Source organism: Streptomyces sp. CC228A, assembly GCF_021390935.1.
Lineage (GTDB): Bacteria > Actinomycetota > Actinomycetes > Streptomycetales > Streptomycetaceae > Streptomyces.
Genome location: NZ_JAJPUI010000017.1, coordinates 1 through 26312 on the forward strand (window position 1 = coordinate 1; position 26312 = coordinate 26312).

Annotated in this window: 15 protein-coding genes and 1 pseudogene; 2 read left to right on the forward strand and 14 right to left on the reverse strand. The window is 74.8% G+C overall.

All coding sequences use genetic code 11. The features are described 5' to 3' along the window. Positions 1 to 1568: 1568 nt before the first annotated feature. From L6E17_RS29510 to L6E17_RS29520, 3 genes are all read right to left on the reverse strand, one after another. Entirely contained in the window at positions 1569 to 3149 is a 1581-nt protein-coding gene (locus L6E17_RS29510; RefSeq protein ID WP_236243716.1) for an amidohydrolase, read from the reverse strand. A gap of 413 nt (positions 3150 to 3562) precedes the next feature. Further along, positions 3563 to 3772: an MbtH family protein gene (locus L6E17_RS29515; RefSeq protein ID WP_236243697.1), complete on the reverse strand. Its 210-nt coding sequence runs from the start codon at positions 3770 to 3772 to the stop codon at positions 3563 to 3565. A 494-nt stretch (positions 3773 to 4266) separates the two neighbouring features. After that, entirely contained in the window at positions 4267 to 5619 is a 1353-nt protein-coding gene (locus tag L6E17_RS29520; protein ID WP_236243698.1) for a lysine N(6)-hydroxylase/L-ornithine N(5)-oxygenase family protein, read from the reverse strand. A 252-nt stretch (positions 5620 to 5871) separates the two neighbouring features. Here L6E17_RS29520 and L6E17_RS29525 point away from each other — a divergent pair, with 252 nt between their 5' ends. Then, positions 5872 to 6819 carry a methionyl-tRNA formyltransferase gene (locus tag L6E17_RS29525; protein ID WP_236243699.1) on the forward strand — a complete coding sequence of 316 codons (948 nt, stop codon included), beginning with the start codon at positions 5872 to 5874 and terminating at the stop codon, positions 6817 to 6819. A 125-nt stretch (positions 6820 to 6944) separates the two neighbouring features. After that, a complete protein-coding gene (locus L6E17_RS29530) occupies positions 6945 to 8006 on the forward strand; it encodes a winged helix DNA-binding protein (RefSeq protein WP_236243700.1) in 1062 nt (353 codons plus the stop codon). A 205-nt stretch (positions 8007 to 8211) separates the two neighbouring features. Here L6E17_RS29530 and L6E17_RS29535 read toward each other — a convergent pair whose 3' ends face one another. The 11 genes and pseudogenes from L6E17_RS29535 to L6E17_RS29585 all read right to left on the reverse strand — a co-directional run bounded on the left by L6E17_RS29535 (position 8212) and on the right by L6E17_RS29585 (position 26310). Then, positions 8212 to 9303 carry a 3-deoxy-7-phosphoheptulonate synthase gene (locus tag L6E17_RS29535; protein ID WP_236243701.1) on the reverse strand — a complete coding sequence of 364 codons (1092 nt, stop codon included), beginning with the start codon at positions 9301 to 9303 and terminating at the stop codon, positions 8212 to 8214. Then, positions 9300 to 10698, reverse strand: a pseudogene (locus L6E17_RS29540) (MDR family MFS transporter). Before L6E17_RS29540 ends, L6E17_RS29535 begins: the two are co-directional and overlap by 4 nt. Further along, positions 10695 to 19196, reverse strand: coding sequence for a non-ribosomal peptide synthetase (locus L6E17_RS29545; protein ID WP_236243702.1), 8502 nt, complete (start codon positions 19194 to 19196; stop codon positions 10695 to 10697). Before L6E17_RS29545 ends, L6E17_RS29540 begins: the two are co-directional and overlap by 4 nt. Beyond that, positions 19088 to 20692 carry a condensation domain-containing protein gene (locus tag L6E17_RS29550; protein ID WP_236243703.1) on the reverse strand — a complete coding sequence of 535 codons (1605 nt, stop codon included), beginning with the start codon at positions 20690 to 20692 and terminating at the stop codon, positions 19088 to 19090. The genes L6E17_RS29545 and L6E17_RS29550 overlap by 109 nt, the downstream gene beginning before the upstream one ends. Position 20693: 1 nt before the next feature. Next, positions 20694 to 21479, reverse strand: a complete 786-nt coding sequence (locus L6E17_RS29555) for an ABC transporter ATP-binding protein (RefSeq protein ID WP_236243704.1) — start codon at positions 21477 to 21479, stop codon at positions 20694 to 20696. Continuing rightward, a complete protein-coding gene (locus tag L6E17_RS29560; RefSeq protein ID WP_374109185.1) occupies positions 21476 to 22471 on the reverse strand; it encodes a FecCD family ABC transporter permease in 996 nt (331 codons plus the stop codon). The genes L6E17_RS29555 and L6E17_RS29560 overlap by 4 nt, the downstream gene beginning before the upstream one ends. Next, positions 22468 to 23487, reverse strand: a complete 1020-nt coding sequence (locus tag L6E17_RS29565) for an iron ABC transporter permease (protein WP_236243705.1) — start codon at positions 23485 to 23487, stop codon at positions 22468 to 22470. Before L6E17_RS29565 ends, L6E17_RS29560 begins: the two co-directional genes overlap by 4 nt. Beyond that, positions 23484 to 24491: an ABC transporter substrate-binding protein gene (locus L6E17_RS29570; protein WP_236243706.1), complete on the reverse strand. Its 1008-nt coding sequence runs from the start codon at positions 24489 to 24491 to the stop codon at positions 23484 to 23486. Before L6E17_RS29570 ends, L6E17_RS29565 begins: the two co-directional genes overlap by 4 nt. A 69-nt stretch (positions 24492 to 24560) precedes the next feature. Continuing rightward, the gene (locus L6E17_RS29575; RefSeq protein WP_236243707.1) at positions 24561 to 25409 is read right to left on the reverse strand and encodes a siderophore-interacting protein; all 849 of its coding nucleotides are present in this window, start codon (positions 25407 to 25409) and stop codon (positions 24561 to 24563) included. After that, positions 25406 to 25645: a phosphopantetheine-binding protein gene (locus L6E17_RS29580; protein WP_236243708.1), complete on the reverse strand. Its 240-nt coding sequence runs from the start codon at positions 25643 to 25645 to the stop codon at positions 25406 to 25408. Before L6E17_RS29580 ends, L6E17_RS29575 begins: the two co-directional genes overlap by 4 nt. Next, complete coding sequence (locus L6E17_RS29585; protein WP_236243718.1) at positions 25642 to 26310, reverse strand: isochorismatase family protein; 669 nt, start codon at positions 26308 to 26310, stop codon at positions 25642 to 25644. The genes L6E17_RS29580 and L6E17_RS29585 overlap by 4 nt, the downstream gene beginning before the upstream one ends. Positions 26311 to 26312 lie beyond the last annotated feature (2 nt).

Here is a 26312-nt window from a genome sequence, read left to right on the forward strand (position 1 = left end):
TCCGTCGGGTAGGGGGATCTCGATGAGACCGGAGATCAGGGTGTCGACTCGTCCCCGTTCGCCGACGACAGGAGCGGCCGGCCTGCAACCGGCACTCCGCGGCCAAGCGCCCGAGCGGAGGCTGTAGCGCCTCGGCTCTGCGGCTGTCGCTGGCTGTGTCCGTGCGGGCCCAGGGCTTCCCAGCCCGTGAGGGTGACGGGGAGATGCCGACGACCTCCCGTTGCGCGGGTCGACACCGACCCGGATGTCGACATGGACGATGCGCAGCGCCAATCCCACCTTGCATCCTCCTCCGGTGCGCTGCGCTCTCTGGTGGGGCGCGGCAGGCCGGCAGGGGTGTGCAGAGGAGGAGGGTGGTGTGCGTCGTGCAGGGCTCCACGGCCTTGAGAGGTGCTGCGTGGAAGTGGGCAGCCTGCCGCCCCTGTCTCACAACCGCACGACGCCGACAGGCGGTTGCCCGTTCTGGACGGGGCTTCCGGGGCCGCACGGTCTCGTGGGTGGTCAAGCGGCGGGGGGCGTAACGCGTACGGCAGGCCACCGATCCGCAGGGGGCGCGGAAAGTTGCATGCACCGACGGCCAGGATTTGGTGCGGGATACCGGCCCAACGGTCCAGCGCCTTCCCGGTAGCCAGGGATCGGGCGAAAATCTGGGCGCGGCGCGGATCGCCGACGCAGACCCAGGTCAGCGGTGGAAGAGAAGTCAGGGCAGGCGGATGCATCCCGGCTGTGAGCAACGGCAGGACCGTACGACCGGCGAGGAGGGGCATCGGTCGGTGAACGAGCTTCATCGAGAACAGCGCCCGAGACGCCGGTACCCATCGCTTCGCCGGCCGTGGGCGACTCCTCGCATGGGCCGCAGCGGGCGTGAGGGCCGTCTGCCCCGGGGTGGGGGCTGCAGCGGTCAAAGCAAGGACGGAAGTGGCGGACGGACCGCCCAGGAAGCCGGCCGCGAGGCGGAACAGGCAGCGGGCACCAGGCGTCACGCCGGTGTGGATGAGTCAGCAGATGGGCGGTGCGTCAGAGGACTCCTTCGGCTCGTCCGACGCATACGGCATGTCCGGCAAGCGCCGCGTCCGCCTGTAGGCGCACGCGTACCCTCGGACCGCTCCTGCGCGCACCTCCGGGCCCGTACGAACCCGGGATCAGCAACCCCGCCGTCTTCCCGTCGCCGAACCGAGGGAGGCTCCACAGGGGCGCCCCGCTGCGTGGTCTCAGCGGGGCTGCATGCCGCACCGAGCGCCGGGTTCAGATGCTGTCGGCGCGGGCGCCGAGGTGGGATAGGAACCGAGCCTGTCCGAAGGCGGCAGACACGGCAGCCCCGAGTAGCCGGGCCGCAGGCAAGCCGCGCGTCGAGCCTGTCCGGGGGTACACGCGGCCTGTCCGTGGCCGGTGGTCACCTGCAGAGAACAAACAAAGACCCCGACCTCAGCGTTTCCGCTGATGGCGGGGTCTTCGGGCACTTCCGCGAAGTGCCCCCGGCAGGATTCGAACCTGCGCACACGGCCGGGGCGGGGAGGCGGGCGGCTCCCAGAGGTGCGCCCACGCTGCGAGGCCGTCGTGCTGTCCCGTCATGCCGCCCACGTCCCCTTGGTGTCACGGCCGTCCACGACCGTCGTCACGACGTCGATACCCCCGATCCGGGAGGGTTCGACACGGCGGGGGTCGTCGCCGAGGACGACCAGATCGGCGCGCTTGCCCGGCGTGAGGCTGCCCGCGGTGGCGTCCCAGCGGCAGGCGTAGGCACCCGCGACGGTGTAGGCGCGGAGGGCCTCGTCGACCGTGAGGCCCTCGTCGGGGCCGATCAGCCGGCCCGACGCGGACGCGCGCTCGACCATGAACTGGATGGCACGCAGCGGGGACCCGTCCGCCACGGGCCGGTCGGAGCTGCCGACGACCGTGATGCCGTGGGAGAGGAAGCCCCTGCCCCGGTACATCCAGGGCGCGCGGCGCTCCCCCATGACCGTGGCGTAGTCGTCGCCGAAGTAGCGGAGGAAGTTGGGCTGGACGACCGCGCTGACGCCGAGCCGGGCCATGCGGGGGAGCTGGTCGGGGCGGATCAGTCCGGCGTGCTCGATGCGGTGGCGGGCGTCGGGGCGGGGCCGCAGCCGCTGCGCGTGCTCCAGTGCGTCAAGGGCGAGGTCGGCCGCCCGGTCGCCGATGGCGTGCACGGCGAGCTGCCAGCCGCCGAGGTGCCCGTCCACGATGAGGTCCCTGAGGCGCTCGGCGTCGTCCTGGAGCCGGCCCGTGTGGTCCAGCCCCTCGTACGGCTCCGTGAGGGCGGCGGTGCGGGCCATCATGCCGCCGTCGGTGTAGATCTTGAGCGGGCCGACGGAGAGCCAGTCGTCTCCGAACCCGGTGCGCAGGCCGAGGTCGAGCGCGCGCGGGATGCCGTCCTGTTCGTGGGCGCCGGACGGCTTCAGGGTGTCGCCGCCGGGCATGAGCTGGATCCGCAGCGGCAGCCGGCCCTGGTCGCGCAGGAGTTGGTAGGCCCCGAGCTCCACCGGGCTGTGGCCGAGCAGGCCGCCGCCGATGCCGGCCTCGGCACAGGCGGTGACGCCCTCCGCGAGGCAGGCGCGGGCGGCGTGCTCGATGGCGTCGGCGAGGTCGCACTGGGCGTGGGGCAGGCGGAGCCGCCGTACGGCCCCCATGGCCTGCTCCACGAGGAGTCCGTCGTCGTGCGGGACGTCGGCGGGGAGCAGGTCCAGCACGGCGGTGTTGACCACACAGGCGTGGCCTGAGTCGTGCATGAGGAAGATCCGGCGGCCGTGGCCGACCCGGTCCAGCTCGGCGGCGGTCAGGTGCCTGCCGAGGGCCCGCTGGTCGTAGCCGCCGATGCTTACCCAGGTGCCGGCGGGGCCCCTGCGGGACACGGCGTCCTCGATGGCGGCGAGCACGTCGTCGACGCGGGTGAGGCCGGAGATGCTCGGGGTGCGGGCCTTGAGGCCCGTCCATGACAGGTGCACATGGCTGTCGATGAATCCGGGCAGCACGGTGGCCCCGTGGAGGTCGACGACCTCCCGGGCGGGCAGCGAGGCCACGGCCTCGTCGAGTCCGGCGATGCGTCCCCGCCAGATACCCAGGTCGCGGGCGACCGGGTGGTCGGGGTCCATGGTGAGGATGTTCGCGTTCGTCAGCCTGGTGCAGAGCATCATGGGCGGTCCGTCCTCCAGAGGTCGGGGCGTCACGGGGGCGGCGGCCGGCCGCCGTTGCTGCGGCTTCCGGCATGTACCGCCCTGCGAGGGGCGGCGGCGCCGCCGGGGGGCGTGGCGGTGCGGGTTCTTCGGCGATGCGGCGCGGCCGCCCGGGTACGCCGTCGCCCGTCCGGCGGGGACCGCACAGGCGGGGCGCCCGGTCACGGCCGTACGGCCGGGCGGGCACGGCCGACCGCGGACGTACCGCCCGGCGGGCGCGGGCCGTGGCGGGGCGCGGCGCGCGGAGCAGTCCCGGGCGCCGGGATACGTCCGGCAGCATCCGCTCCCCGGCTGTGAACCGTGCCGCGGCGCGCGGAGCCGGGAGCCCTCACGGCGGACTCCCGGGCCGCCGCGGCCCGGCGGCCGCACCGTCAGCCCTGGGCGGCGACGAGGCTTGCGGGGCGCAGGTCGGTCCAGTGCTCCTCGACGTATGCGAGGCACGCCTCGCGGGTGTCCGGGCCGGTGACGGGTGTCCAGCCGGCCGGGACCTCGGCGAAGGCCGGCCACAGGGAGTGCTGGTTCTCGTCGTTGACCAGGACCAGGAAAGCGCCCTGCGGGTCCTCGAACGGGTTGGTGGGCATACGGTGTCTCTCCTCTGAGGGTGCGGTGGACAGCGGGGTCGCGGCTGCCGGAAGGGGCTGCGGCGGTCCGCGGCGGCTCGGGATGCGGCGGCTCGGATGCGCGCCGGCGGTCGTCCCCCTGGTGGTGGCGGGCGGGCCGGCGGACGGGACGGGCGACCCGGAGGGGCCTCGGGGCGGCGCGGTCCGGGACCACTCGGTCGGCGCGGGCGGCCTCCGGCGGGTGCGGGGCGTGCTCCCGCGGTCCGTCGGCCTGGCGTCAGCCGCGGGCGGACGGGGGTGCAGGCGGCGGTCCGGCGGCGACCTTCCCCGGTCGGTTCCTCGCCACCCGGTGCGCCTGCGGGGCGGCCGCCCCGCGGGACGGCCGCCCCGGCGAAGACGCTCCCGGAGGGCGCTCGGCGTCCTGCCCTCGCGCCCACGGGCGCCGGCGCGACGTGTGGGCGTGGGTACCCGGCGCGAGGTGCCGGCGGATGACGCCGCCGTGCAGGCGCCGCCTCCTAGCGCGCCGAGCCGATGCCGTCGGCGACCGGCCGGGGTTCGCCCGGGGCGGGCATCCGGTCCCGGGCGAGGAGGGAGTCGAGGATCTCGCCGACCCTGACGGCGGTGTTGGAGAGCAGGGACGACGTGATGCCGTGGGTGTGCTCGGTCCCGCCCTGGAGGTAGATGCCGCACGCCAGCGCGGGATCGGTGGCGAGGCGGTAGTCCCGCTCGACGCGGACGCGCCCCTGCCCGTCGAGGCGGCAGTGGCCGGCGACCGCGCCGAGCAGCCCGACGGGGTCGGCAGGGCTGTAGCCGGTGGCGAACACGACGGCGTCGGCGTCCAGCACCGTCTGCTCCCCGGTCACGAGCGAGGTGACGGAGGCGCGGACCCTGCCGCCGTCCTCCTGCACGCCGGTGAGCCGGGAGACGTTGAGGAAGCGGAGGCGCTGCGCGCCGAGGACCTTCTCCTGGTACACCCGCCGGTAGAGGTCGTCGATCAGGTCGATGTCGACGACCGAGTAGTTGGTGTTCCCGTGGTACTCCATCAGCCTGCGCTTCACCTCCTCGGGAGCCGTGAAGTACTCGTCCACGGCGTCCGGGTCGAAGATGCGGTTGGCGAAGCTGCTGTCGTCGGCGGGGCTGTAGCCGTACCGGGAGAAGACGGCGCACACCTCGGCCTCGGGGAAGCGTCGGTGCAGGTAGGCGACGTTCTCGGCCGCGCTCTGGCCGGCACCGACGACGACGAAGCGGGTGGGGCGGGTGCCGTCCAGGGTGTCGACCTTCGCGAGCAGCTCGGAGGTGTGCCAGACGCGCGCGGTCCGCTCGACGCCCTCGGGCATCGACGGGCGCAGGCCAGTGCCGATCACGAGGTTGCGGGCCCGGTGGACCACGGTCTCCGTGCCCGACCGGGCCGTCACGTCCAGGTACTCGATCACTCCGTCGCGTTCGACGGGTTCGACGGAGACGACCTCGTGGCCGTAGGAGACCATGTCGTCGACCTTGGCCGCGACCCACTCCAGGTAGTCGTGGAACTCGACGCGGAGCGGGAACAGGTTCTTGTGGTTGACGAAGTCGACCAGCCGGCCCTTGCTCTGCAGGTAGCACAGGAAGCTGGACTCGCTGGCCGGGTTGCGCAGCGTCACGAGGTCCTTGAGGAAGGACACCTGCATGGTCGCGTCGTCGATCAGCATGCCGCGGTGCCAGCCGAAGCCCGGTTGCCGCTCGAAGAAGTGCGCGGTGACGGCCTCCTGTCTTCCGACCCGGGCGTTGTGCTCGCTCAGCGCTGTCGCCATGGCCACATTGGACGGCCCGAAGCCGATGCCTATGAGGTCGTGGATCAGTGGGGCGTCGCCAGGAAGACCCTGAGACATGTCACTCCCATCGTGCGGAACTGCCGCCTGCGAGGCGTGGGATGAAAAGAACGCGACACCGGGTCCGGCAGCCGCCAGCCAGTCGCAACTTAGGTAAAGCTAACCTGACCTGAGGCAAGCTGTCGACGCGACAAATGGGGCAGGCGGCGTCTGATTGCCCATCAATCGACCCACTCGGGCCACGAATTGCCTTGTTAGGTAAGCCTTGCTTTACTTGCGTCGATCACTCGTTCTCCCCGAGGAGGAACCCCTATGCGGGTCGTCATGTTCGGTTACCAGACCTGGGGTCACCGCACGCTGAAGGCGCTCCTGGAGTCCGAACACGACGTCGTGACGGTCGTGACGCACCCCAAGAGCGAGCACGCCTACGAGAAGATCTGGAGCGACTCCGTGGCCGACCTCGCGGCCGAGCACGGAGTGCCCGTCGTGATCCGCAACCGGCCGGACGACGACGAGCTGTTCGACCTCCTCAAGCAGGCCGATCCGGACATCATCGTGGCGAACAACTGGCGCACGTGGATCCCGCCGCGCGTCTACTCCCTGCCCCGCCACGGCACGCTGAACATCCACGACTCGCTCCTGCCGAAGTACGCCGGCTTCTCGCCCCTGATCTGGGCCCTCGTCAACGGGGAGCAGGAGGTGGGCGTGACGGCCCACATGATGGACGAAGTCCTCGACGCGGGCGACATCGTGGACCAGCGGGCGGTACCGGTCGAGCCGACGGACACGGCCACCGACCTCTTCCACAAGACGGTCGACCTGATCGCCCCCGTCACGCTCGGCGCCCTGGCGCGGATCGCCGCCGGCGAGACCGAGTTCACCCCGCAGGACCGCTCCCAGGCGAGCTTCTTCCACAAGCGGTCCGAGGAGGACATCCGGATCGACTGGGACTGGCCGGCGGACGCCCTGGAGCGCCTGGTGCGCGCCCAGTCGGCCCCGTACCCGAGCGCCTTCACCTTCCACAAGGGCAAGCGCCTGGAGGTTCTGTCCGCGGTCGTGTCCGAGGGCCGCTACGGAGGCACCCCGGGGCGGATCTTCTACCGCGAGGGCGACGGCGTCGTCATCGTCGCCGGCGCGGACGCCCGCACCGGACGCAACCACGGCCTCGCGATCACCCGCGTGCGGACCGAGGACGGCCGCGAGCTGCCCGCCTCCGCGTACTTCACCTCCCTGGGCGGATACCTGACCAGCCGCCCGTGAGGCCCGGGGCTCCCAGCCCCACCGCACTCCGGCGCCCCTCAGACGGTCCTGAGGGGCGCCGGCATCGTTGAAGGACATGGCCAGGTCAGGTGCACCTGACTTCCATGGCGAGCAAGGGGGAACGTATGGAACATCCGGTCATCTCCGGCACCGCGCACGACGCGTCCGGTACCGCGTTCACCGTCGTCGCGATCTCCAACACGCCGACGACCGACTGGGCCGAGGTCTTCAGAGCGCTGGCGAACACCGATCTCACACCCCAGGGCTCCGCTGCCCCGGGGGCGGCACCGGGCCCCGGGGACGCGGCCCCCGACAGCGGGAGCCCCGGCCCCGCCTCCTCGGGCCCACCGCGCCTGAGCATGACCCCGCCCAGCGTGCTGCACCTCAACGCGTACCTCGTGTACGCCGTCGGCAAGGCCGCCCGCCGCCGGCTCACCGAGCGCCTGACCTCCCACAACCTGCGGCTGTGGCACCTGACCGTCATGGCGATGGTGGCCGACCTGGGCCCGCAGATGAAGACCGTGCTCGCCGCACGGCTCGACATGAACCTGAGCGACCTGGCGAAGATCGTCAAGGATCTGGTCCAGACGGGGCACCTCGACTGCGCCAGGGACCCGGGGAACCGGCGCCGGGTCCTCGTGCGGCTGACCCCGGAGGGCCGGACCTTCCTCGACCGGCTCAACGCGGACATCGCCGCGACGGACGACGAGGTCCTGGCCCCCCTGTGCCCCCGGGAACGCGAGGTCCTCGCCACCCTGCTCCGCCGAGTGCACCGCCACCTCGAACGCAACCCGGCCGGGGTGGTCCACGCGCCCGTCCGGGACGCCGAGCCGCTCGCCGACCCCGGCTCCGACGAGGACGGCCGGATCGACTGGACCCGCCCCGCCGAGGACGTGGCCCGCTTCGTCGAGGCCCGGCGCCCGCTGTGCCCGAACGCCTTCACCCACCACGGCGGCCGGCGGCTCGACGTGCTCGCGGCGAGGGTGTCCCGCGGCCGCTACTCCGGTGAGCCGGGCCTCGTGCTGCACGGCGAGGACGAAGGCGTGGTCGTCGTCACCGGCGCCGACCGGAGCGGCCGCGCGAGACCCGGCCTCGTGCTGCAGCGCCTGCGGCCCGAGGGCGGCGGGGAGACCGCGGCCGACGAGTACATCGCGGCGGGCGACTCCTCCCTGCTCGACCTGCCCTGACGGACCGGAAGCCCCGGTCCGGCGCCCCGCCGGGCCCGCGGGGCGCGCCGAGGGCCTGCGGACGGGCGCCGGTCCGCGCCGCACGCGCGCCCGACCGGGGGCCGCGCACCCGGGACGGGTGGCGGCCGCCGACGCCTCCTCGGCTGTTCTCCGCGGAGGGCGTGCCGACGGGCCGGGGCGCTCCCTGCGCCCCCGGCCCGTCGGCTCACCCGCCGGGGCGGCTCCGGCGGCGGGAGGCCAGGGCCAGGCCTTCCAGCAGCGGCTCGGTGCGGGACCAGCCGAGGCAGGAGTCGGTGACGCTCACGTCGGGGCGCAGCACCCGGGCGTCCGGGTCCTGCCTCCCGTCGGACAGGTACGACTCGATCATGACGCCGGCCAGGGAGGGGTCGCCGTCGGCGATCTGCCCGGCCAGGTCGGCGACCACGGCGGGCTGGCGGTTGTGGTCCTTGCCGCTGTTGCCGTGGGAGGCGTCGACGACGATGCGCTCCGGAAGGCCGGACGCGGCGAGGGCCGAGCGGGCGCGCGCGATGCTCGCCCGGTCGTAGTTGGGGGCGGGGCCGCCCCGGAGGACCAGGTGGGCGTCGGGGTTCCCGGCGCTCTGGAGGGTGGTGAGGCGGCCGTCGGAGGACAGGCCGGGGAGGGTGTGCGCGTGGGCGGCGGCCCGGACGGCGGCGATCGCGGTGTCCGTGCTGCCGGAGACGCAGTTCTTCATGCCGACCGGCATGGGGAGCCAGGAGGCCAGATGGCGGTGGGGCTGGCTGGCGACGGTGCGCGCGCCGATGGCGGCCCACGACACCGTGTCGGCGACGTACGGGGCGAGGGCGGGGTCCACGAACTCGTACGCCAGGGGCAGTCCCGTGGCGGCCGCCTCCGTCAGGAAGGACCGGCCGAGGTGCAGCCCCCTGGCCAGATCGCCCTTGCCGTCGACGGAGGGGGCGGTGAGCAGGCCGGTCCAGCCGGTGACGGTGCGGGGCTTCTCCAGATAGGCGCGCAGGACCACGACCAGGTCGTCGGCAAGGCGCTCGGCAGCGTCGGCGAGCAGCGCCGCGTACTCCAGCCCCGCGGTGGTGTCGTGGACCGAGCAGGGCCCGACGACGACGAGCAGGCGGGGGTCCCGGCGGGCGAGGACGGCGGCGACCGTGTCGCGGTGCCGGGCGACGGCGGCGGCCGGGGTGAGCGGGTGGGCCGAGGCCAGCTCGGCGGGGGTCGGCAGCGGATGGGCGGTGGCGAGGTCCGCCGGTGTGGGCAGAGGACGCACCGCGGCGAGATCGGCCGGTGCGGGCAGGGGACGGGTCATGACTTCCTCACGTGGGTACGGGGCAGCCTCGTGGCCCCGGCGGCGGCGAGCAGGCAGAGACCGAGCACCCACCAGAAGGTGTCGGCGAACGCCCCGGAGACGTCCGGGCCTCGGGCGGCCAGCCGGTCCTGCAGGACCACGGCGAGAGCCGCGGTGCCGACGGAGCCGCCGACGGTGTTGAGCAGGTTGAGCGCTCCCGACGCGCGCGGGAGGTGTGCGGGTTCGATCCGGCTGTAGACGATGTTCATGACGGGCGCGCCGATCATCGCCATGCCGACGCCGCGGACCACGAGCGCCGCGGCGAGGGCGACGTCCGGGACGCCGTGGCCGAGCCAGGTGAACGGGACCGTGCCCGCGAGGATCAACGCGATGCCGGCGACCACGAGGGTCCTCGGCACGACCTTGTCGATCGTGCGGTTGACGAGGACGGAGCCGGCCGCCGCGCCCAGCCCCTGGGGGGCGAGCAGCAGTCCGGCCTCCCAGGCCGACAGTCCGCGGCCGGTCTGGAAGTACAGCGGCAGCAGGAACATCGTGCCGAACACCGACGCCCCCAGGACCAGCAGCGCCAGGGCGGCGGCGCCGAACGGCGGGCGGGTGAACAGCCGCGGGTCGACCAGCGGGGTGCGGCGGGTCCTCAGCCCGTGCGCGGTGAAGGCGGCCAGCATCGCCAGGCCCGCCGTCACGGCGACCGCGGCGGCAGGGTCCGGCCGTGGGCCGTCTCGGTCAGCCCGAGCACCAGCACGGCCAGGCCGGGCGACAGCAGCAGGGCCCCGCGCAGGTCGAACGCGGCCCGCCGGTCCGACGGCGGCACGGCGGGCACGTGGCGGCGGGCGAGCAGGAACGCGGCGGCCCCGATGGGCAGGTTGACCAGGAAGAGCCACGGCCAGGGCGCCACCGCGAGGAGGAGCCGCCCGCGAGCGGGCCGAGCACGGGTGACAGCAGCGGCACGACCGCGACGATGCTGATCACCCGTCCGGTGCGGCCGGGTCCGGCGACGCGGGCCAGGAGCGCCTGCCCGGTGGCGGGCAGCAGCCCGCCACCGAGGCCCTGGACGACCCGGAACACGATCAGGCTCGTCGCCGACCAGGCCAGCGCGCACAGCGCCGAGCCGAGCAGGAAGACCCCCACCGCGGCGAGCCAGGTGCGGCGGCCGCCGTACCGGTCGGCGAGCCAGCCGGACGCGGGCACGGCGGCGACGACGGCCAGCAGGTAGGCGGTGCTGACCCACTGGATCTCGGTGACCCCGGCGTCGAACTCCTCGGTCAGGGTGTCCAGGGCGACGCTGACGATCGTGGCGTCGATGGTGGCCATGAAGGTGCCGAGGACCAGGATGAAGGCGATCCTCAGCAGTCCCCGGTCGACCCGCTCGGCCGGCGGGGCCGCGTCGGCGCTCATCGGCGCTCCAGCAGGCCGCGCACGTCGTCGTCGAGTCGGCTGCCCAGGGTGCGGAGCAGGTCGAGGAGTTCCTCGGCGAGCCCGTCGACGTCCACCCCGGCCCGGTGGGCGAGCACGCCGGTCCAGCCGTCGCCGTCCGGCATGACGGTGAGGGTGACCGGGTGGTGCGTGGCCTCGCGGAACCGGGTCCCGGCGACGGTGAGTCCGGGGGCGGGTTCGCGCAGCCGGTCCGGATCCACGGGGTAGTTCTCGAACACCACGAGGCTGTCGAAGAGCCGGCGGCGGCCGGTGAGCCGTTCCAGGTCGGTCTGGGCGACGTGGTGGTGCTCGACCAGGGCCCGCTGCCGGGCCTGCAGGTCGTGGAGCGTGTCCGCCAGGGTGCCCGCGAGGCGGGCGCGTACCGGCACGGTGTTGGCCAGCAGGCCGATGATCTCCTCGACGCCCTCCAGCTCCGGCGGCCGGCAGGCGACCATCGCGCCGAAGCACACGTCCGTGCGGCCGGACCGCCGGGCCAGCAGCACCGACCAGGCGCCCTGCACCAGGGTGTTGCGGGTCAGGCCGCGGCGCGCGGCGAGCTCGGACAGCTCGGCCACCAGGGCCGGCCCGAAGGCGATGACCGCGGGTTCCTGCCAGGCGGGGCCGGGGTCGCCTGCGCCCAGGTAGTCCCCTTCGGGCAGGCCGTCCAGCTCGGCCTCCCAGGGAGCGAGCCGGGGCTCGTGGTCGGTGCGCCAGCGCAGGTAGCCGGCGAACGGCACGGGGGCGGGCAGGCCGGGCTCCACGCCGCGCAGACGCGCGGTGTAGAGGGCGAACAGCTCGGTGAGGATGCGCGGCGCCGACCAGCCGTCCGACAGGACGTGGTGGCTGGTCAGGACGAGGTCCGCGAGGTCGGGGCCCCGCCGGATCACGGTCAGGCGGAACAGCGGTCCCCCGGCCAGGTCGAACGGCTCGGCCAGGTCGGCCGCCAGGACCTCCTCCGCCGGGCCGTCGGACACGCGGAACTCCGGCCGGGCCCCCTCCGGGATCACCGCGAGGCCGGCGGGGAACACGGCGCCCAGGTTCGGGTGGCGGGCCAGCAGGTCGGCGCCGGCGGCGCGCAGGGCGTCGGTGTCGAGCGGCCCGGCGAGGGTGAACGCCGACTGGACGGTGTACGGATCGGGCCGCTCGGTGCGGGAGTGGCGCAGCATCACCTCCTGCAGCGGGGTGAGCGGTTGCACCTCGGCGACCGGGCGGTCGCCCGCGAGCGCCCGGATCTCCGGCGCGGCGGCGGTGTGCAGCAGCGCGGCCCGCAGGTGCCCGGCCAGGTCCTCGATCTCGGCGGCGGTGAACAGGGCGGAGGGCCAGGTGATGCGGACCCCGAGCGCGCCGTCGCGTACGAGGGCGTTGACCGTCAGGCTGTGCGGCAGGGGCAGTTCGTCGGCGCCGCCCGAGCCGAGGGGGTCGGCGTCCGGCGGTGCCTGCCACGGCGTCTCCTCAGTGGGGGCGCCCGGGTACTGGCCGAGGTAGTTCCAGGCGATCTCCGGCCGCACGGGGTCCAGCAGACCCGCCGCGGTGAGGATGCCGTGGCCGAGGCCGTCGCCCTGGGCGCGCAGCCGCTGCGCGACCGCCGGCACGTCGTCGTCGGCGTCGAGCCGCACGGGGTGGACGGCGGTGAACCAGCCGACGGTCTGGTCCAGGTCGACCTGCGGCGGGCGGCCGTGGCTCTCCAGCGCGACCAGGAGTTCCCGCGCCCCCCGCCAGTCCCGCACCGCCCGGGCGAGGGCCGCGAGCAGCACGGCGTCCGGGGTGGTGCGGTGGGCGGCGGGCAGGGTCGTGACCAGGGCGCGGGTGGCGTCGGCGTCGAGCCGGATCTCGTGGTGCGCCGCGGTGGCCACGGTGTCCCGGGCGGGGTCGAGGGGCCGGGTGAGCGCCCGTGCGGCGGTCACCCGCCGCCAGTGCGGCAGTTCGGCCGTCCGGTCGGCGTCGCGCAGGGAGCGGGCCCACCCGAGGAACGACTGGCCGTGCCGGGCCAGCGCGCCACCGGAGTGGGCGTGCCGGACGTCGTCCAGCAGGATGCGCCAGGACACGCCGTCGACGACGAGGTGGTGGGCGAGCAGGACGAGTCTGCCCGGCCGGGCGGGTCCGGCGTCCACCCACAGCGCACGCAGCAGCGGGCCGGTGCGCGGGTCCATCGTGTCGCGGGTCCGGGCGGTCCAGGCGGCGACCTGGGCCCGCGGTTCGTCGTCCGCCGGTACGCGGGTCAGCACGTCGGCGGCCGTCACGGCGCCGGCGGGCGGGACGCGCAGCACGGTGTCGCCGTCGGCGAGGTGGGCGCGCAGCACGTCGTGCCGGGCCAGGACCGCGTCGAGGACGGCCCGCCAGGCCGCCTCGTCGCCGCCTGGCGGCACGCAGAGCTCCACCCACTGGCAGAAGCCGTCCGCGGCGCTCCCGGCGCGGTGCAGCAGGTCCCGCATGATCGGCGTCAGCGGGGCATCGCCGACCGCGGGGGCGTCTCCGTCGCCGAGGGTGCGGGCGCGCGCCGCGATCCCGGCGACCGTCTCTCCCCCGAACACGTCCCGCGCGGTGAGGCCCAGTCCCCTGCGGCGGGCCCGGGACACCACCTGCAGGGCCACGATGCTGTCGCCGCCGATGGCGAAGAAGTCGTCGTCGGGTCCGATGCCGTCGGTGCCGAGGACGTCCCGGAACACGCCGAGGAGGACCGCTTCCGTCTCGGTGGCGGGTTCGCGGCGCGCGGCGGACGCGGTCCCGGGGGCCGGCAGCGCGGCGGTGTCGAGCTTGCCGCCGGGGGTCAGCGGCAGCCGGTCGAGGGTGACGAGGGCGGTGGGGACCATGTGGTCGGGCAGCTCCGCGGCCAGGTGGGCGCGCAGCCGCTCGGTGTCCGGGTCGGCGCCGTCGGTCGGGATGACGTAGCCGACGAGCCTGCCGTCGCGCACGATCACGGCGGCGGCGCGCACGTCGGGGTGGCGCGTCAGGGCGGACTCGATCTCGCCCGGCTCGACGCGGAAGCCGCGGATCTTGACCTGGTGGTCGACGCGGCCGAGGAAGACGAGCTGTCCGTCCGCCCGCCACCGCACGCGGTCGCCGGTGCGGTACATCCGCTCGCCGGGAGGGCCGTACGGGTCGGCGACGAAGGCCGCGGCGGTCAGGGCGGGGCGGCCGAGGTAGCCGCGGGCCAGGCTCGGCCCGGCGAGGTACAGCTCGCCCGTCACGCCGGTGCCGACCGGCTGGAGCCCGCTGTCGAGCACGTAGGCGCGGACGTTGGGGTCGGGGCGGCCGATGGGCAGCGGACCGGTGTCGTCGGCCTCGTCGGGGTCGTAGCGCCAGGTCACGGCGTTGATGGTGACCTCGGTCGGCCCGTAGGCGTTGAAGAGGGCCCTGCGTCCGGTGCCCCAGCGCCGGGCCAGCTCGTGGTCGAGGCGCTCGGCTCCGACGACGAAGAACACGTCGGGGTGGACCGTGCGGTCGTCGGGCATGGCGGCCAGGAACGACGGGAGCAGGTTCACGCCGGTCACGCGGTGCTCGGCGATGTAGTCGAGGAGTTCGTCGCCGGGTACGCGCACCTCCTCGGGGGCGATCACGGACGTGCCGCCGGACAGCAGCGGCACCATGGTCTGCCAGAACGCCACGTCGAAGCTGGTCGACGCGAAGTGCAGGTACCGGTCGTGCTCGGTGACGCCGACGACCTCCTCCTGGAGGGCGATCAGGTCGGGCACGCCGCGGTGGGTGACGCCGACGCCCTTGGGCCGCCCGGTGGTTCCGGAGGTGTAGATGACGTACGCGAGGGCGTCGTCGGTGAGCCGGGCGCGGGCCGCGGTCGGGTCGGTGTCCGGCACGGAGGCGAGCGTGGCCGGGTCGTCCAGCCGCAGGACGGGGATGTCGCGGTCGACGGGCAGGGCGGCCCCTGTCGTCACGAAGGCGGTCGGCGCGATGTCGTCGACCATGTAGGCCAGCCGGTCGCGGGGGTAGGCGGCGTCCATCGGCACGTAGACGGCACCGGCCTTGGCCACGCCGAACAGCGCCACGGTCATCTCGATGTCGCGCCCCAGCAGCACCGCCACCGGGTCCTGGGGGCGCACCCCGCGTGCGATCAGCGCGTGGGCGAGCCGGTTGGCCTGCCGGTCCAGTTCGGCGTAGCTGAGGCTGCGGTCCCGGCAGACCAGGGCTTCCGCGTCGGGCGTGCGGCGCACCCAGCCGGCGAACTCGTCCAGCCAGTGGCCGCGGGCCCTGGCGGGCACGACGTCCGTGCCGGTGGTGAGCATCCGCTGCCGCTCGTCGGGGTCGAGGGCGGGCAGCCGGACGGCGGGCCGCGCCGGGTCGTCGACGATCTCCCGCAGCAGGTGGTGCAGCCAGCGGCCGTAGTCGCGCACGGTCGCCTCGGTGAAGGCGCGCGGCTGGTAGCCGAGGCCGAGGGTGATCTCGTCGTCGGGGATCACGATCACGGTCAGCGCGTAGTGGGTGGCGTCGGTGATGTCCACCCCGGCGAGGTCGAGGCCCGGGGCGAGCGGGGTGCGCTTCCGGCTGGACAGCGGGAAGTTCTCCATCACGAGCATGGTGTCGAAGAGTTCCCCGACGCCCACCGCCCGCTGGATGTCCGGCAGTCCGACGTGGTGGTGCTCCGCGAGGGCGACGCTCTCGGCGTGCACGTCCGCGAGGAGGTCGCGCGCGGTCTGGTCCTGGGTGTGCCGGACGCGGACCGGGATGGTGGTGCCGAGCTGGCCGATCATCGACTCGACGCCGTCGACCTCGGAGGGCCGCCCGGACACCGGGCAGCCGAAGACGACGTCGCGGCTCCCGGTGAGCCTGCCGAGGAGCAGGCCCCAGGCCGTCTGGAGCACGGTGGTCAGGGTGACGCCCTGCTCGCGGGCGAAGGCCCGCAGCCGGTCGCTGAACTCCCGTCCCAGTCCGACGGTCACGCGGCCCGGCCGCTCGACGCCGGTGCCGGCGGTCGCCGGTGCCAGCCGCGTCGCGTCGTCGACGCCGGCCAGCGCGTCCCGCCAGGCGTCCAGGGACGCGCGGCGGTCCCGGCCGGCCAGCCACCGGAAGTACTCCGGCAGCGGCGGGGCGGCGGGCACGGCGGGCCCGCCGCCGAGCTCGGCGTAGAGCGCGAGCAGGGTGCGGCCGACCAGCGGCATCGACCAGCCGTCCAGCAGGGCGTGGTGGTTGGTGATGACCAGCTTGTGCTCGGCGGGGCCGACCCGGGACAGCAGGAAGCGGATCAGCGGCGGCCTGGCCGGGTCGAAGGGGCGTTCCAGTTCGGCGCGGGCCGCCTCGGGGAAGCGGTCGTCGCACCGCCAGTCCAGGACGGTGTCGGCGGGGACCACCTGCACCACGTCGTCGCCGGTCTGGGCGAGGTACACGCGCAGCGCGGAGTGGCGGCGCAGCAGTTCGCGGGCGGCCTCCCGCATCCGGTCCGGGTCGAGTGCGCCGACCAGGGTGGTCACGGCCTGGACGACGTAGACGTCCGTGTCGCGGTCGTCGCGGACCAGCGTGTGGAAGGAGAGTCCGACCTGGAGCGGGGTGGCGGGCAGGACGTCGGCGATACGGCCGGGGGCGGCGCTTTCGAGGGCGTCGAGGGCGGCCTGGTCGAGGTCGACCAGCGGCAGGTCCGACGGGGTGAGGCCGCCCGCGGTGTCGCGCGCGTGAGCGGCGAGCGCGTCCAGCGCGGCGGCCCAGGCCGTCTGCAGGGCCGCCACCGCCTCGGCGTCGAGCACCCGGGTCGCGGCCGTCCACTCGACGGCGAGCCGGGGCGCGTCCTCCTCGTGGACGAAGCAGTTCAGGGCCAGCACCTGCTCCAGCGCCTTGGCGCCGGGTTCGGTCACCGAGAAGGGGTCCTGCTCCGGCAGCCGCCATCCGGTGCCGGGCAGCGCGGCGAACCGGCCGAGGTAGTTGAGGAGCACGTCCGGCGGCGGGGTGGCGGACAGTTCGGGGCCGGCCACCGGGTCGAGGGACCGCAGGACACCATAGCCGATGCCGCTGTCGGGGACGCTCCGCTTGGCCTCCTTGGCGGCGCGCAGCACCTGCCGCACGTCGCCGGCCGTGGGAACGCGGACCGGGTACTCGCTGGTGAACCAGCCGACCGTGCGGGACAGGTCGAGGTGTTCGCGGCCGTGGCCCTCCATCGTGACGGTGACCGCGTCGCCGGGCGGTCCCCATGCGCGCAGCGCCAGCACGAGTGCGGCCAGCAGCACCTCGTCGACGCCGGCCCGGTAGGCCGCGGGCAGGGTGGTGAGCAGCGCCTCGGTGACCTCCGGCCCGGCCAGCGTGACGGAGCGGTGGGCGGTGGAGACGGTGTCCACGCTCGGGTCGAGGGGTCGGGCGCCGAGCCGCGACGCGGAGCCGAGTGCGGCCCGCCAGTGGTCGAGTTCGCCGCGCCGTGCCCCGGTCCGGCCCTGCTCGGCGAGGAGCGCCGCATGGCGCCGCCAGGACGCCCCGACGGGGTCGAGGGCGCCGCCCGTGCAGGCGGTCCGGAGGTCGGGCAGGAGCACCCGCCAGGACACGCCGTCCATGGCGAGGTGGTGGACGACGACGACCAGGCGGTCCGCCGTGCCGTCGCCGGTGCGCAGCAGCGCGGCCCGCACCAGGTCGCCCGCGCGGGGGTCGAGTTCCCCGGCGAGGCGCTCGGCGAGGGCGGTCGCGCCGGTGCCGCGGGCCTCGTGGACGACGGCCTTCACGTCCCCGCGTGGCAGGACCTCCAAGCCGTCGCCGCCGACCCGCAGCCGCAGCGCGTCATGGTGGTCGAGCACGGTCTGCACGCCCGTGGCGAGGTCGTCGAGGGCGAGCGCGTCGACCCGCAGGGCCGTCCACTGGGCGTAGCCGGCGACGGTGTCCACGTCGGGGTGCGGGTCGAGCAGGGCGCGTACGATCGGCGGGGCCGGCACCGGCCCGGTCGGGTCGTCCGCCGGCTCGGCCGCGTCGTCCACGAGCGTGGCGGCGGCGGCCAGGGCGGCGAAGCTGCGGCGTGCCAGGAGGTCCCGGGGACGCAGCGCCAGGCCCCTGGCGCGCAGCCTGCTGCTGACGGCGATGGCGGTGATGCTGTCGCCGCCGAGGGCGAAGTAGTCGTCGTCCACGCTGACCCGCTCGACGTCGAGCACGTCGGCGAGGACCTCGCACAGCACGCGCTCCCGCTCGGTGCGGGGCTCCCGGCCGCCGCCGGACACCGCCGGCGCGGGCAGGGCGGCGCGGTCCAGCTTGCCGTTGGGGGTGAGCGGCAGTTCGTCGAGCACCACGACCGCCGCGGGCACGAGGTGGTCGGGCAGCCGCTCGGCCAGGTGGGCGCGCACCGCTTCGGGGTGGCGGAGGCGGACACGACGTAGCCGACCAGCCGCGACGACCGGACGGTGGCGGCGGCCGCGGTGACGCCGGGGACCGCGCCGAGGGCGGCCTCCACCTCGCCGGTCTCCACGCGGTGGCCGCGGATCTTGACCTGTCCGTCGCCGCGGCCCAGGTACTCCAGGCCCCGGCCGGGCACCCAGCGCGCCAGGTCGCCCGTGCGGTACATCCGGTCGCCCGGCGCGCCGTACGGGTCTGCGACGAACCGTTCGGCGGTCGCGCCGGGCGGCCGAGGTAGCCGCGGGCCAGGTGCGGCCGGCCAGGTACAGCTCGCCCGCGGTGCCGTGCGGCACCGGCTGCAGGGCGCTGTCGAGCAGGTAGGTGCGGGTGCCGGCGAGCGGGTGGCCGATCGTCGGCTCGTCGCCGTCGACGCGCGCGGTGCTGCTGGTGACGGACGCCTCCGTGGGCCCGTACATGTTGCGCGCGGCGGTCCCGGACGCGGCGATGCGGCGCCACAGTGCGGGCGGGGTCGCCTCTCCGCCGAGGACGAGCAGGGCGGGCCGGAGGTCCAGCAGTCCGCCGTCGATCAGGGGGGCGGCCATCGACGGGGTGGTGTCGACGACGTCGATTCCGTCGCGGGCGAAGGCGGCGAGCAGGGCGTCGGCGTCGCGGGCCGTCTCGGCGTCGTAGACGTGCAGTTCGTGGCCGCACAGCAGCCAGACCAGGTGCTCGAACGCGGAGTCGAAGGCGAACGAGTACGTGTGGGCGGCGCGCAGCCGCCTGCCCGCGGCCCGCTCGGCCTCCGCGACGACGGTCGACCGCTGGTGGTGCAGCAGCGCGGCGAGCCCGCCGGCCCGGCCGAGGACGCCCTTGGGGCGTCCGGTCGAGCCGGAGGTGTGGATGACGTAGGCGAGGTGGTCGGGGTGGCGGGGCCCGGCCAGTTCGCCCGCCGTCAGCGGCGTCCCCGGCAGTCCGGCGGCCTCGCCGACGAAGGAGTCCCACGGCAGGCCGGCGACGGACCCGTCGGTGAGGACCAGCGCGGGGCGGGTGTCGTCGACGAGCGCGCGCAGCCGCTCCGGCGGGTACGCGGCGTCCAGCGGCAGGAAGGCGGCGCCGGCGTCCATCACCGCGAGGAGGGCGGCCACCAGGTCGGCGGACCGCGGCAGGGCCAGCGCCACGACGTCGCCGGGCCCGATCCCGCGGGCGCGCAGGGCGCGGGCGAGCCGGTGCACGCGGTCCGCGAAGCTTCCCCCGCGGACAGCCGGTCCGCGCCGCACACCAGGGCGGTGCGCCCCGGGTCGGCGGCGGCCATGGCGTCGAACGCGGTGGGGACGTCCACGGGCGTGCCGGGCAGGGCGGGCGGCGACCAGTCGGCCAGGAGCCGGTCCGTGTCGCCGGCGAGCGCGATCCGGCCCACGGGCCGGCCGTCGACCAGGCCGGCCAGTAGGGCGCGCAGGCCGGACAGCCTCGCGTCGACGGCGGCCTGGTCGGTGCCGCGGGCGTCGACCTCGAAGCCGAGCAGCAGCCCGCCGTCGCGGGTCGGCAGCACGCTCAGCCCCATGTCCTCCGGCGGGCCGCCGGCGACGTTGCGCATCACGCCGGTGGCCCCGGCGAAGTCGATCGCCAGGTCGAACGCCTTGAGGTTGATGCCGCGTCCGTGCAGCAGCGCGCCCGCGCCGGGCGCGCCGAGGTCGCGCGGCAGGTCCTCGCCGCGGTACCGCTGGTGGTCGCGCATCTCCCGCATGGCGGAGGCGACGCGCCGGCTCAGTTCGCCCAGCCCGTCGCCGGGGTGGACGGCGACCCGCAGCGGCAGCACGTTGACGGCCATGGCGGGGGTGCGCAGTTCGGCGGAGCCGGTCCGGCACATCAGCGGCAGGGCGAACACCACGTCGGTGCGGCCCAGTGCGCGGTGCAGGTAGGCGGCGTAGCAGGCGATCAGCGCCTCGCCCCAGCTGACGCCCTCCCGGTCGGCGAACGCGCGGAGCCGGGCCGCCTCGTCGGAGGTGACGGCGGCGCGGGCGGTCAGGGTCCGCTCGGGTGGGCCGGCGGCGGTGTCGGGGTCGCCGAGGGGGCCGAGGTCGGGCAGCGGCGTGAACCGCTCGACCCAGTACGCGCGGTCCTCGGCGAACCGGTCGCCGTCCCGGTAGGCGCGGTCGGCGGCGACCAGGTCGGCGAAGCGGCCGAAGGTGCACGGCGGCGCCTCGGCGCCGCGGACGAGGGCGGTGTAGCGGGCGGCGGTGCGGCGGGCGAGCATCGCGGCGGTGTAGCCGTCGAAGACGAGGTGGTGGCCGAGCTGGGTGTACCAGACCTCGCGCTCGGAGAGCCTGATGACGGTGCGCGTGTACAGGGGCCGGTCCACCATGCCCCGGCATTCCTCGGCCGCCCGGGCCCGTTCGGCGTCGACGAGCGCGTGGGCCGCGGCCGCCGGGTCGGCCTCGCCGCTGACGTCGGCCACGCGGGGCGGCGGGACCGGTTCGTGACTGATCGTCTGGCGCGGGCCGTCCGGGGTGTCGTGGAAGCGCAGCCGCAGGCTCTCGGCCTCCTCGGTGGTGGCGCGGACCGCCTCGACGAGGGCGTCGACGTCGACGGGCTGCGCGCCGGATATCTCCACCACGTCGCCGACGAGGTAGTAGGGCGAGTCCGGTTCGAGGCGCTGGGCGTTCCAGATGCCCAGTTGGGCGCTGGTCAGGGGGAGCAGGCCGTCCGAGGACACGCGTGCGGTGGTCAACTTACTCTCCTTGCAGTGTGGGGACGACCATCGGCGTGGCGGTCACCGGGTCGGGGACGACGACGCTCGGCAGGTCGAACACGTCCTTGATCAGCGCGGCGTCCACGATGTCGGCGGGGGCGCCCTCGGCGACCACCCGGCCGTCCCTCATGGCGACCAGGTGGTCGGCGAACCGGCATGCCTGGTTGATGTCGTGGAGGACGGCGATGACCGTGCGTCCCTCGTCGCGCAGCCCGGCGAGCAGGCCGAGCAGCTGGTACTGGTGCGTGATGTCGAGGAAGGAGGTCGGTTCGTCGAGCAGCAGGTACGGCGTCCGCTGGGCGAGCACCATGGCCATCCAGACCCGTTGCCGCTGCCCACCGGAGAGTTCCTGCACAGGCCGGTCGGCCAGGTCGGCGACGCCGGCGGCGGCCATCGCGCCGGCGACGGCCTCCTCGTCGCACTCCGACCACAGGGCAAGGAGCGACTGGTGGGGGAACCTGCCGCGGCGTACGAGCTGCCTGACCTTGATGTCCTCGGGGGCCTGCGGGTCCTGCGGCAGGAAGCCGAGCTGCTTGGCCAGCGCCTTGGCCGGGTACCCGCCGACGTCCCGGCCGTCGTAGTGCACCTGTCCCCCGGTGGGGCGCAGCAGCCGGACGAACGCCCGCAGCAGGGTCGACTTCCCGCAGGCGTTGGGGCCCACGACGGCGGTGAACGCACCGTCGGGGACGTCAAGACTCAGCCGGGTGGACACCACCCGGTCGCCGTAGCGCAGGGTGATGTCCCGCGCGGTCAGGCGTGCGGTCACGCTCGCCTCACTTCCTTGGTCAGCAGCCAGATCAGGTAGCAGCCGCCGATCGCGGTGCTCACCACGCCGACGGGCAGCGCGACGGGCGCCAGCAGCATCTGGGCGAGCAGGTCGGCGCCTTGGAGGAGCACGGCTCCGGTCAGCGCGGCCGGGAGCAGGGGCACGCCGGCCGAGCCGGTGAGCCGGCGCCCGATCTGCGGGGCGGCGAGGGCGATGAAGGCGATCGGTCCGGCCACCGCGGTCACCGTGGCGGTGCAGCCGACTCCGACCAGGACCATCAGCAGCCGCAGCCGGTCGAGCCGCACCCCGGTGGTGACGGCGACCGCGTCGCCGAGCGACGCCTGGTGCATGGCGTGGGCGCAGACGGCCATCAGGCTCATCAGCACGGCGATGACCGCGAACGGGATCCAGAGGTCCGGCCAGCCGACGCCGTTGAGGGAGCCCGCGCTCCAGCCGACGGCGGCGATCGCCACCTCCAGCTCGGCGCGCAGCACGATCCACGAGTTGACCGCGGTCACCATCGCGTTGACGGCGATGCCGATCACCACGAGCCGCAGGCCGGAGAAGCCCCGGTCGAAGGAGAGGAGGTAGATCACGGCGGCGGTGGCCAGCCCGCCGAGCACCGAGCCGACGGCGAGCTGCGCGGACGTGCCCGAGAGTACGGTGATGGCGACGAGGGCCCCGGTGTAGGCGCCCGCGTCGAGGCCGATCACGTCGGGGCTGCCCATCGGGTTGCGGGTGAGGTTCTGGAAGATCGCCCCGGCGACGCCCAGCGCGGCCCCGAAGACCAGTCCCGCCGCCACCCGCGGCAGCCGCCACTCGGCGATCACCACGGAGTGCTCCGCGCCGGTGAGCACGGCGAGCACCCGGGCCGGCGAGGACCAGGACGCGCCGTAGCACAGTCCGAGCAGGCCGAGGCCGAGTCCGGCGGCGACCAGCGCCGCCGCGAGCGTCACTGTGCGGCGTTCGGTGCGCAGTCCGAGCGCGTTCACAGAGATCCCTCCCCGTGGCGGCGGACCGCCCAGATCAGCATGGGGCCGCCGAGGAACGCGGTGACGATCGCCACCGGCACCTCGCCGGTGGGCAGCAGCACCCGCGATCCGATGTCGGCGAGCAGCAGCAGGATCGGCCCCAGGACCATCGTGTGGAGCAGCGTCCACAGCACGGAGCCGGCCGCCGCTCTGCGGACCAGGTGCGGCACGATCAGCCCGATGAAGAGGATCGGCCCGGCGACCGCGGTCGCCGCCCCGGTGAGCACGGTGATGAGCACCAGCGCGGCGGCCCGTACCCGGGTCACGCCGGCGCCCAGCGTGTGCGCCACGCTCTCGCCCAGCGCGAGGGCGTCGAGGGAGCGGCTCAGCAGCAGCGCCCCGAGCAGGCACACCCCGATGGCGGCCAGCGGCAGCCCCAGGGGGGCCTGTTCGCGGGCCGCCAGCGAGCCGACGGACCAGAAGCGGTAGACGTCGAAGACGTCGGGGAGCATGAGCCTCATGCCCAGGGCGACGCCGCTGAGTACGGCGGTGAGGGCCACGCCGGCCAGCACCAGGCGCAGCGGCGAGTGCCGGCCGATCGCGGCGACCAGCAGGGCCGCGAGCACCGAGCCGGTGATCGCGAAGCCGAGCTGGCCGGCCTGCCCGGCGGCCAGGCCGAGCGCCGAGCCGGCGGTGATGGCGAATCCGGCGCCCGCGGTGACCCCGAGGATGCCGGGTTCGGCCAGCGGGTTGCGGGCCAGCGTCTGGATCAGGGCGCCCGCCACCGCCAGCGCCGCGCCCACCGCGGCGGCCAGCAGTGCGCGGGGTGCCCGGACGTTGCGGACGATCACATGGTCGTCGGTGCCCTGGAAGTCCACCAGGGCCCGTACGACCTCGCCGGGCGGGACCGGGCGGGCGCCGACGCCGATGCTGAGCACGGCGACCACTGCCAGCAGCAGCAGTCCGCCGGCCAGCAGGACGGCCTGCGGCACGGCCCGCCCGGTGGCGGCCCGGGACGCGTGGCCTGCGAGCGTCACTGCTTCAGCAGGGGCGCGAACGCCGCGTCGATCGCTTCCAGGGTCTGGACGGCCTGCCCGTAGGTCGCGGCCTCGGTGTAGCGGATCGGGAAGGTCTTCCCGGCCTTGACGGCGGGCAGGTTCTTCCACAGCTCGGATTCCATGACGTACTTCACCGACTCGGGCACGCTGCCGTCGGCCTTGACGGAGTAGGTGATGACGTCGGCGTCGCGGAGCGAGGCGGGCAGCTCCTCCAGGGAGGGGTACTCGCTGACGCCCTTGGAGCCGGGGCCGGGCTCCTTGACCTTGCCGTAGTAGGTGGCGCCGACGTCCTCGGCGACGTTGGTGCCCCACGAGCCGCTGAACTCGCGCTGGAAGGTGCCCTTGGCGGCCTCGCCGTAGGAGCCGACGTGACCGAACTTGAGCGGGGCCAGCGCGGTCTTGTACTTCTCGGCCAGTTCGGCGGCCTTGGCGTCGTACGCGGCCTGCACGGTGTCGAACCGGTCCAGGGCGCCGGCGGCGTCGGACTGCTTGCGGGACAGGTCGCGCCACGCGGACGGGACGGTGGGGCCGATGGCGACGACGGGGGCGATCCCCTCCAGCCGCTTGACGTCGATGTCGCCGAGGACGGGGGCGGGCACGCCGATGACGATGAGGTCCGGCTCGGCCTCGGCGATGGCCTCGTAGTTGGTCTCCGTCGCCTGCTCTCCCGCCACCTTGGGCAGCTTGTTGTAGGTGGCCAGGTCCTCCTTGCTCATCATGGGCTCGCCGCGCTTCCAGGAGGAGATCCCGACGAGGGGGGCGTCGGCCTCGATCAGGGCGGGCACGGCATACCCGGTGGCCACGACGCGCTGCGGGTCCGCGGGGATGGTGATCTTCCCGTTGTCGGCGGCGAACACCCGGGTCCTGGCCTTCTCCTGGGCCTTGCCGGCCGGCTCGGCCTCGTTCTTCGACGCGCCGCATCCGGTCAGGGCCAGGGTGAGGGCCAGGGCGCCGGCCAGGACGGAGGATCTGCGTACGGACATGCGAAAACTCCTTGAGCTTAGGTAAGGCTAACCTTAGTTGATCTCGTGGGATTTGGACACACCGGCTGGTCAGTGGTCGTCGTCGAAGTCGGCGACGCCGCGTTTCCAGTAGCCGGTGATGTCGTGGTCGGCCTTCTCCAGTCGCAGGTCGTCCCGGACCCAGCGGCGCAGCGGCTTGAGCTGCCCCGCCTCGCCCGCGGCCCAGACGAACACCCGCTCGCCCGCGGGCACGGACACCGCGGTCACGGACCGCGCCAGCGCGTCGCCGGAGCCCGCGGGCCGGTCTCCGCGGTGCAGCCAGTGCACCTCGAAGCCCTCGGGCGCGGACAGCTCGATCTCCTCGGCCGCGTCGGCGACTTCGACGAACGCCCAGCCCCGGGCGGTCCTCGGCAGCTCCTCCAGCCGGCGGGCGATCGCGGGCAGGGCGGTGAGGTCGCCCGCCAGCACGTAGCGGTCGTAGGCGTGCGGCACGATCAGCCCGCCGGGCGGCCCCGCGACGTGCACGACGGCGCCCGGCTCGACCGCCCGCGCCCAGTCCGACGCGAGGCCGCTCGCGTGCAGCGCGAAGTCGATGTCGATCTCGCCGGCCACCGGGTCGTGGCGGCGCACGGTGTACTCCCGCGAAGTGGGCGCCGGGCGCGGCCACTTCAGCATCAGGCCGTTCGGCTCGGGCAGCCGCAGCGAGCCGTCCGGCTCCGGGAACAGCACCTTCACGTGCTCGTCCGGCGCGTGGGCCTCGAAGCGCTCGGCGCCCTCACCGCCCAGCGTCACCCGCAGCAGGCCGGCGCCGACCATGGCGGTGCGGACGACCTCCGTCCGCCGCACGCGGATCGGATAGCCCACCTTCTCGGCGTGGCGGCCCGCCCGGACCTCCGCGATCCGCTCCAGGTGCCGGTGCCGGTGGTCGGTCCTGGTCACGCCCCGTCTCCCGTCAGGAGCGCCGTCCAGTGGCCCAGTTCGGGGCACTCCGCCAGGTCGGGGAACTCCAGCGACGCCGCTCCGGCGGCCCGCCAGCGCTCCACGAGGATCATCATGCGCATCGAGTCCAGCCCCCGGTCGAAGAGGTTCTCCTCGGGCGTGATCTCCGCGGGCTCGCAGCCCAGCAGTTCCGCCACGTCGGCCCGGACGCGCCCGGGTGTGAGGGTCTGGTTCATCGCGCGGCTCCCGCGGGGACCGGCGCCGACAGCGCGGCGAGCGCGTCGGCCGTGGTGGTCACGGCGCCGCAGCGCTGGGCGACGTACGCGCAGGCCTGGTCGTGGCGTTCGCGGGAGAAGTCGGCGACCGCGTCGGCCACCAGGAAGGGCTGGACATCGCGCATGAACGCCTCGACGGCGGTGGCCTGGAGGCCGATGTGCGCGTAGACGCCGGTGATGAGCAGCTGGTCGCGGCCCAGCGCCGCCAGCTGCTCGGCGAACGTGCTGCGCTGGAACGCGCTGTAGCGCCACTTGACCAGGACGGTGTCGGCCTCGGCCGGGGCGAGCGCCGGGACGATGTCGGCGGCCTGCGGGTCGGCGTCGATGACCGCGCCGATGCCGTCGCCCCAGAACTCGGTGAGCAGTCCGCGGTCCGCGGGGTCCTGCCGGCCGGGCTGGGCGGTGTAGAACACCGGGATCCCCTGCGCGCGGGCGTGCGCGGCGAGCCGCGCGATGTTCGCCGTCACCTCGGGCACCGGCGCCCCGGCGTACGGCGCGAGGAAGTAGCGCTGCATGTCGTGGACGAGCAGGGCCGCGCGGCCCGGCTCGGGCAGCCACGCCACCCGTCCTGCGGGCAGGTCGGCGGCCGCGGGGAGCGGGTAGGGCCGTATCTCGGGCAGGGACATCC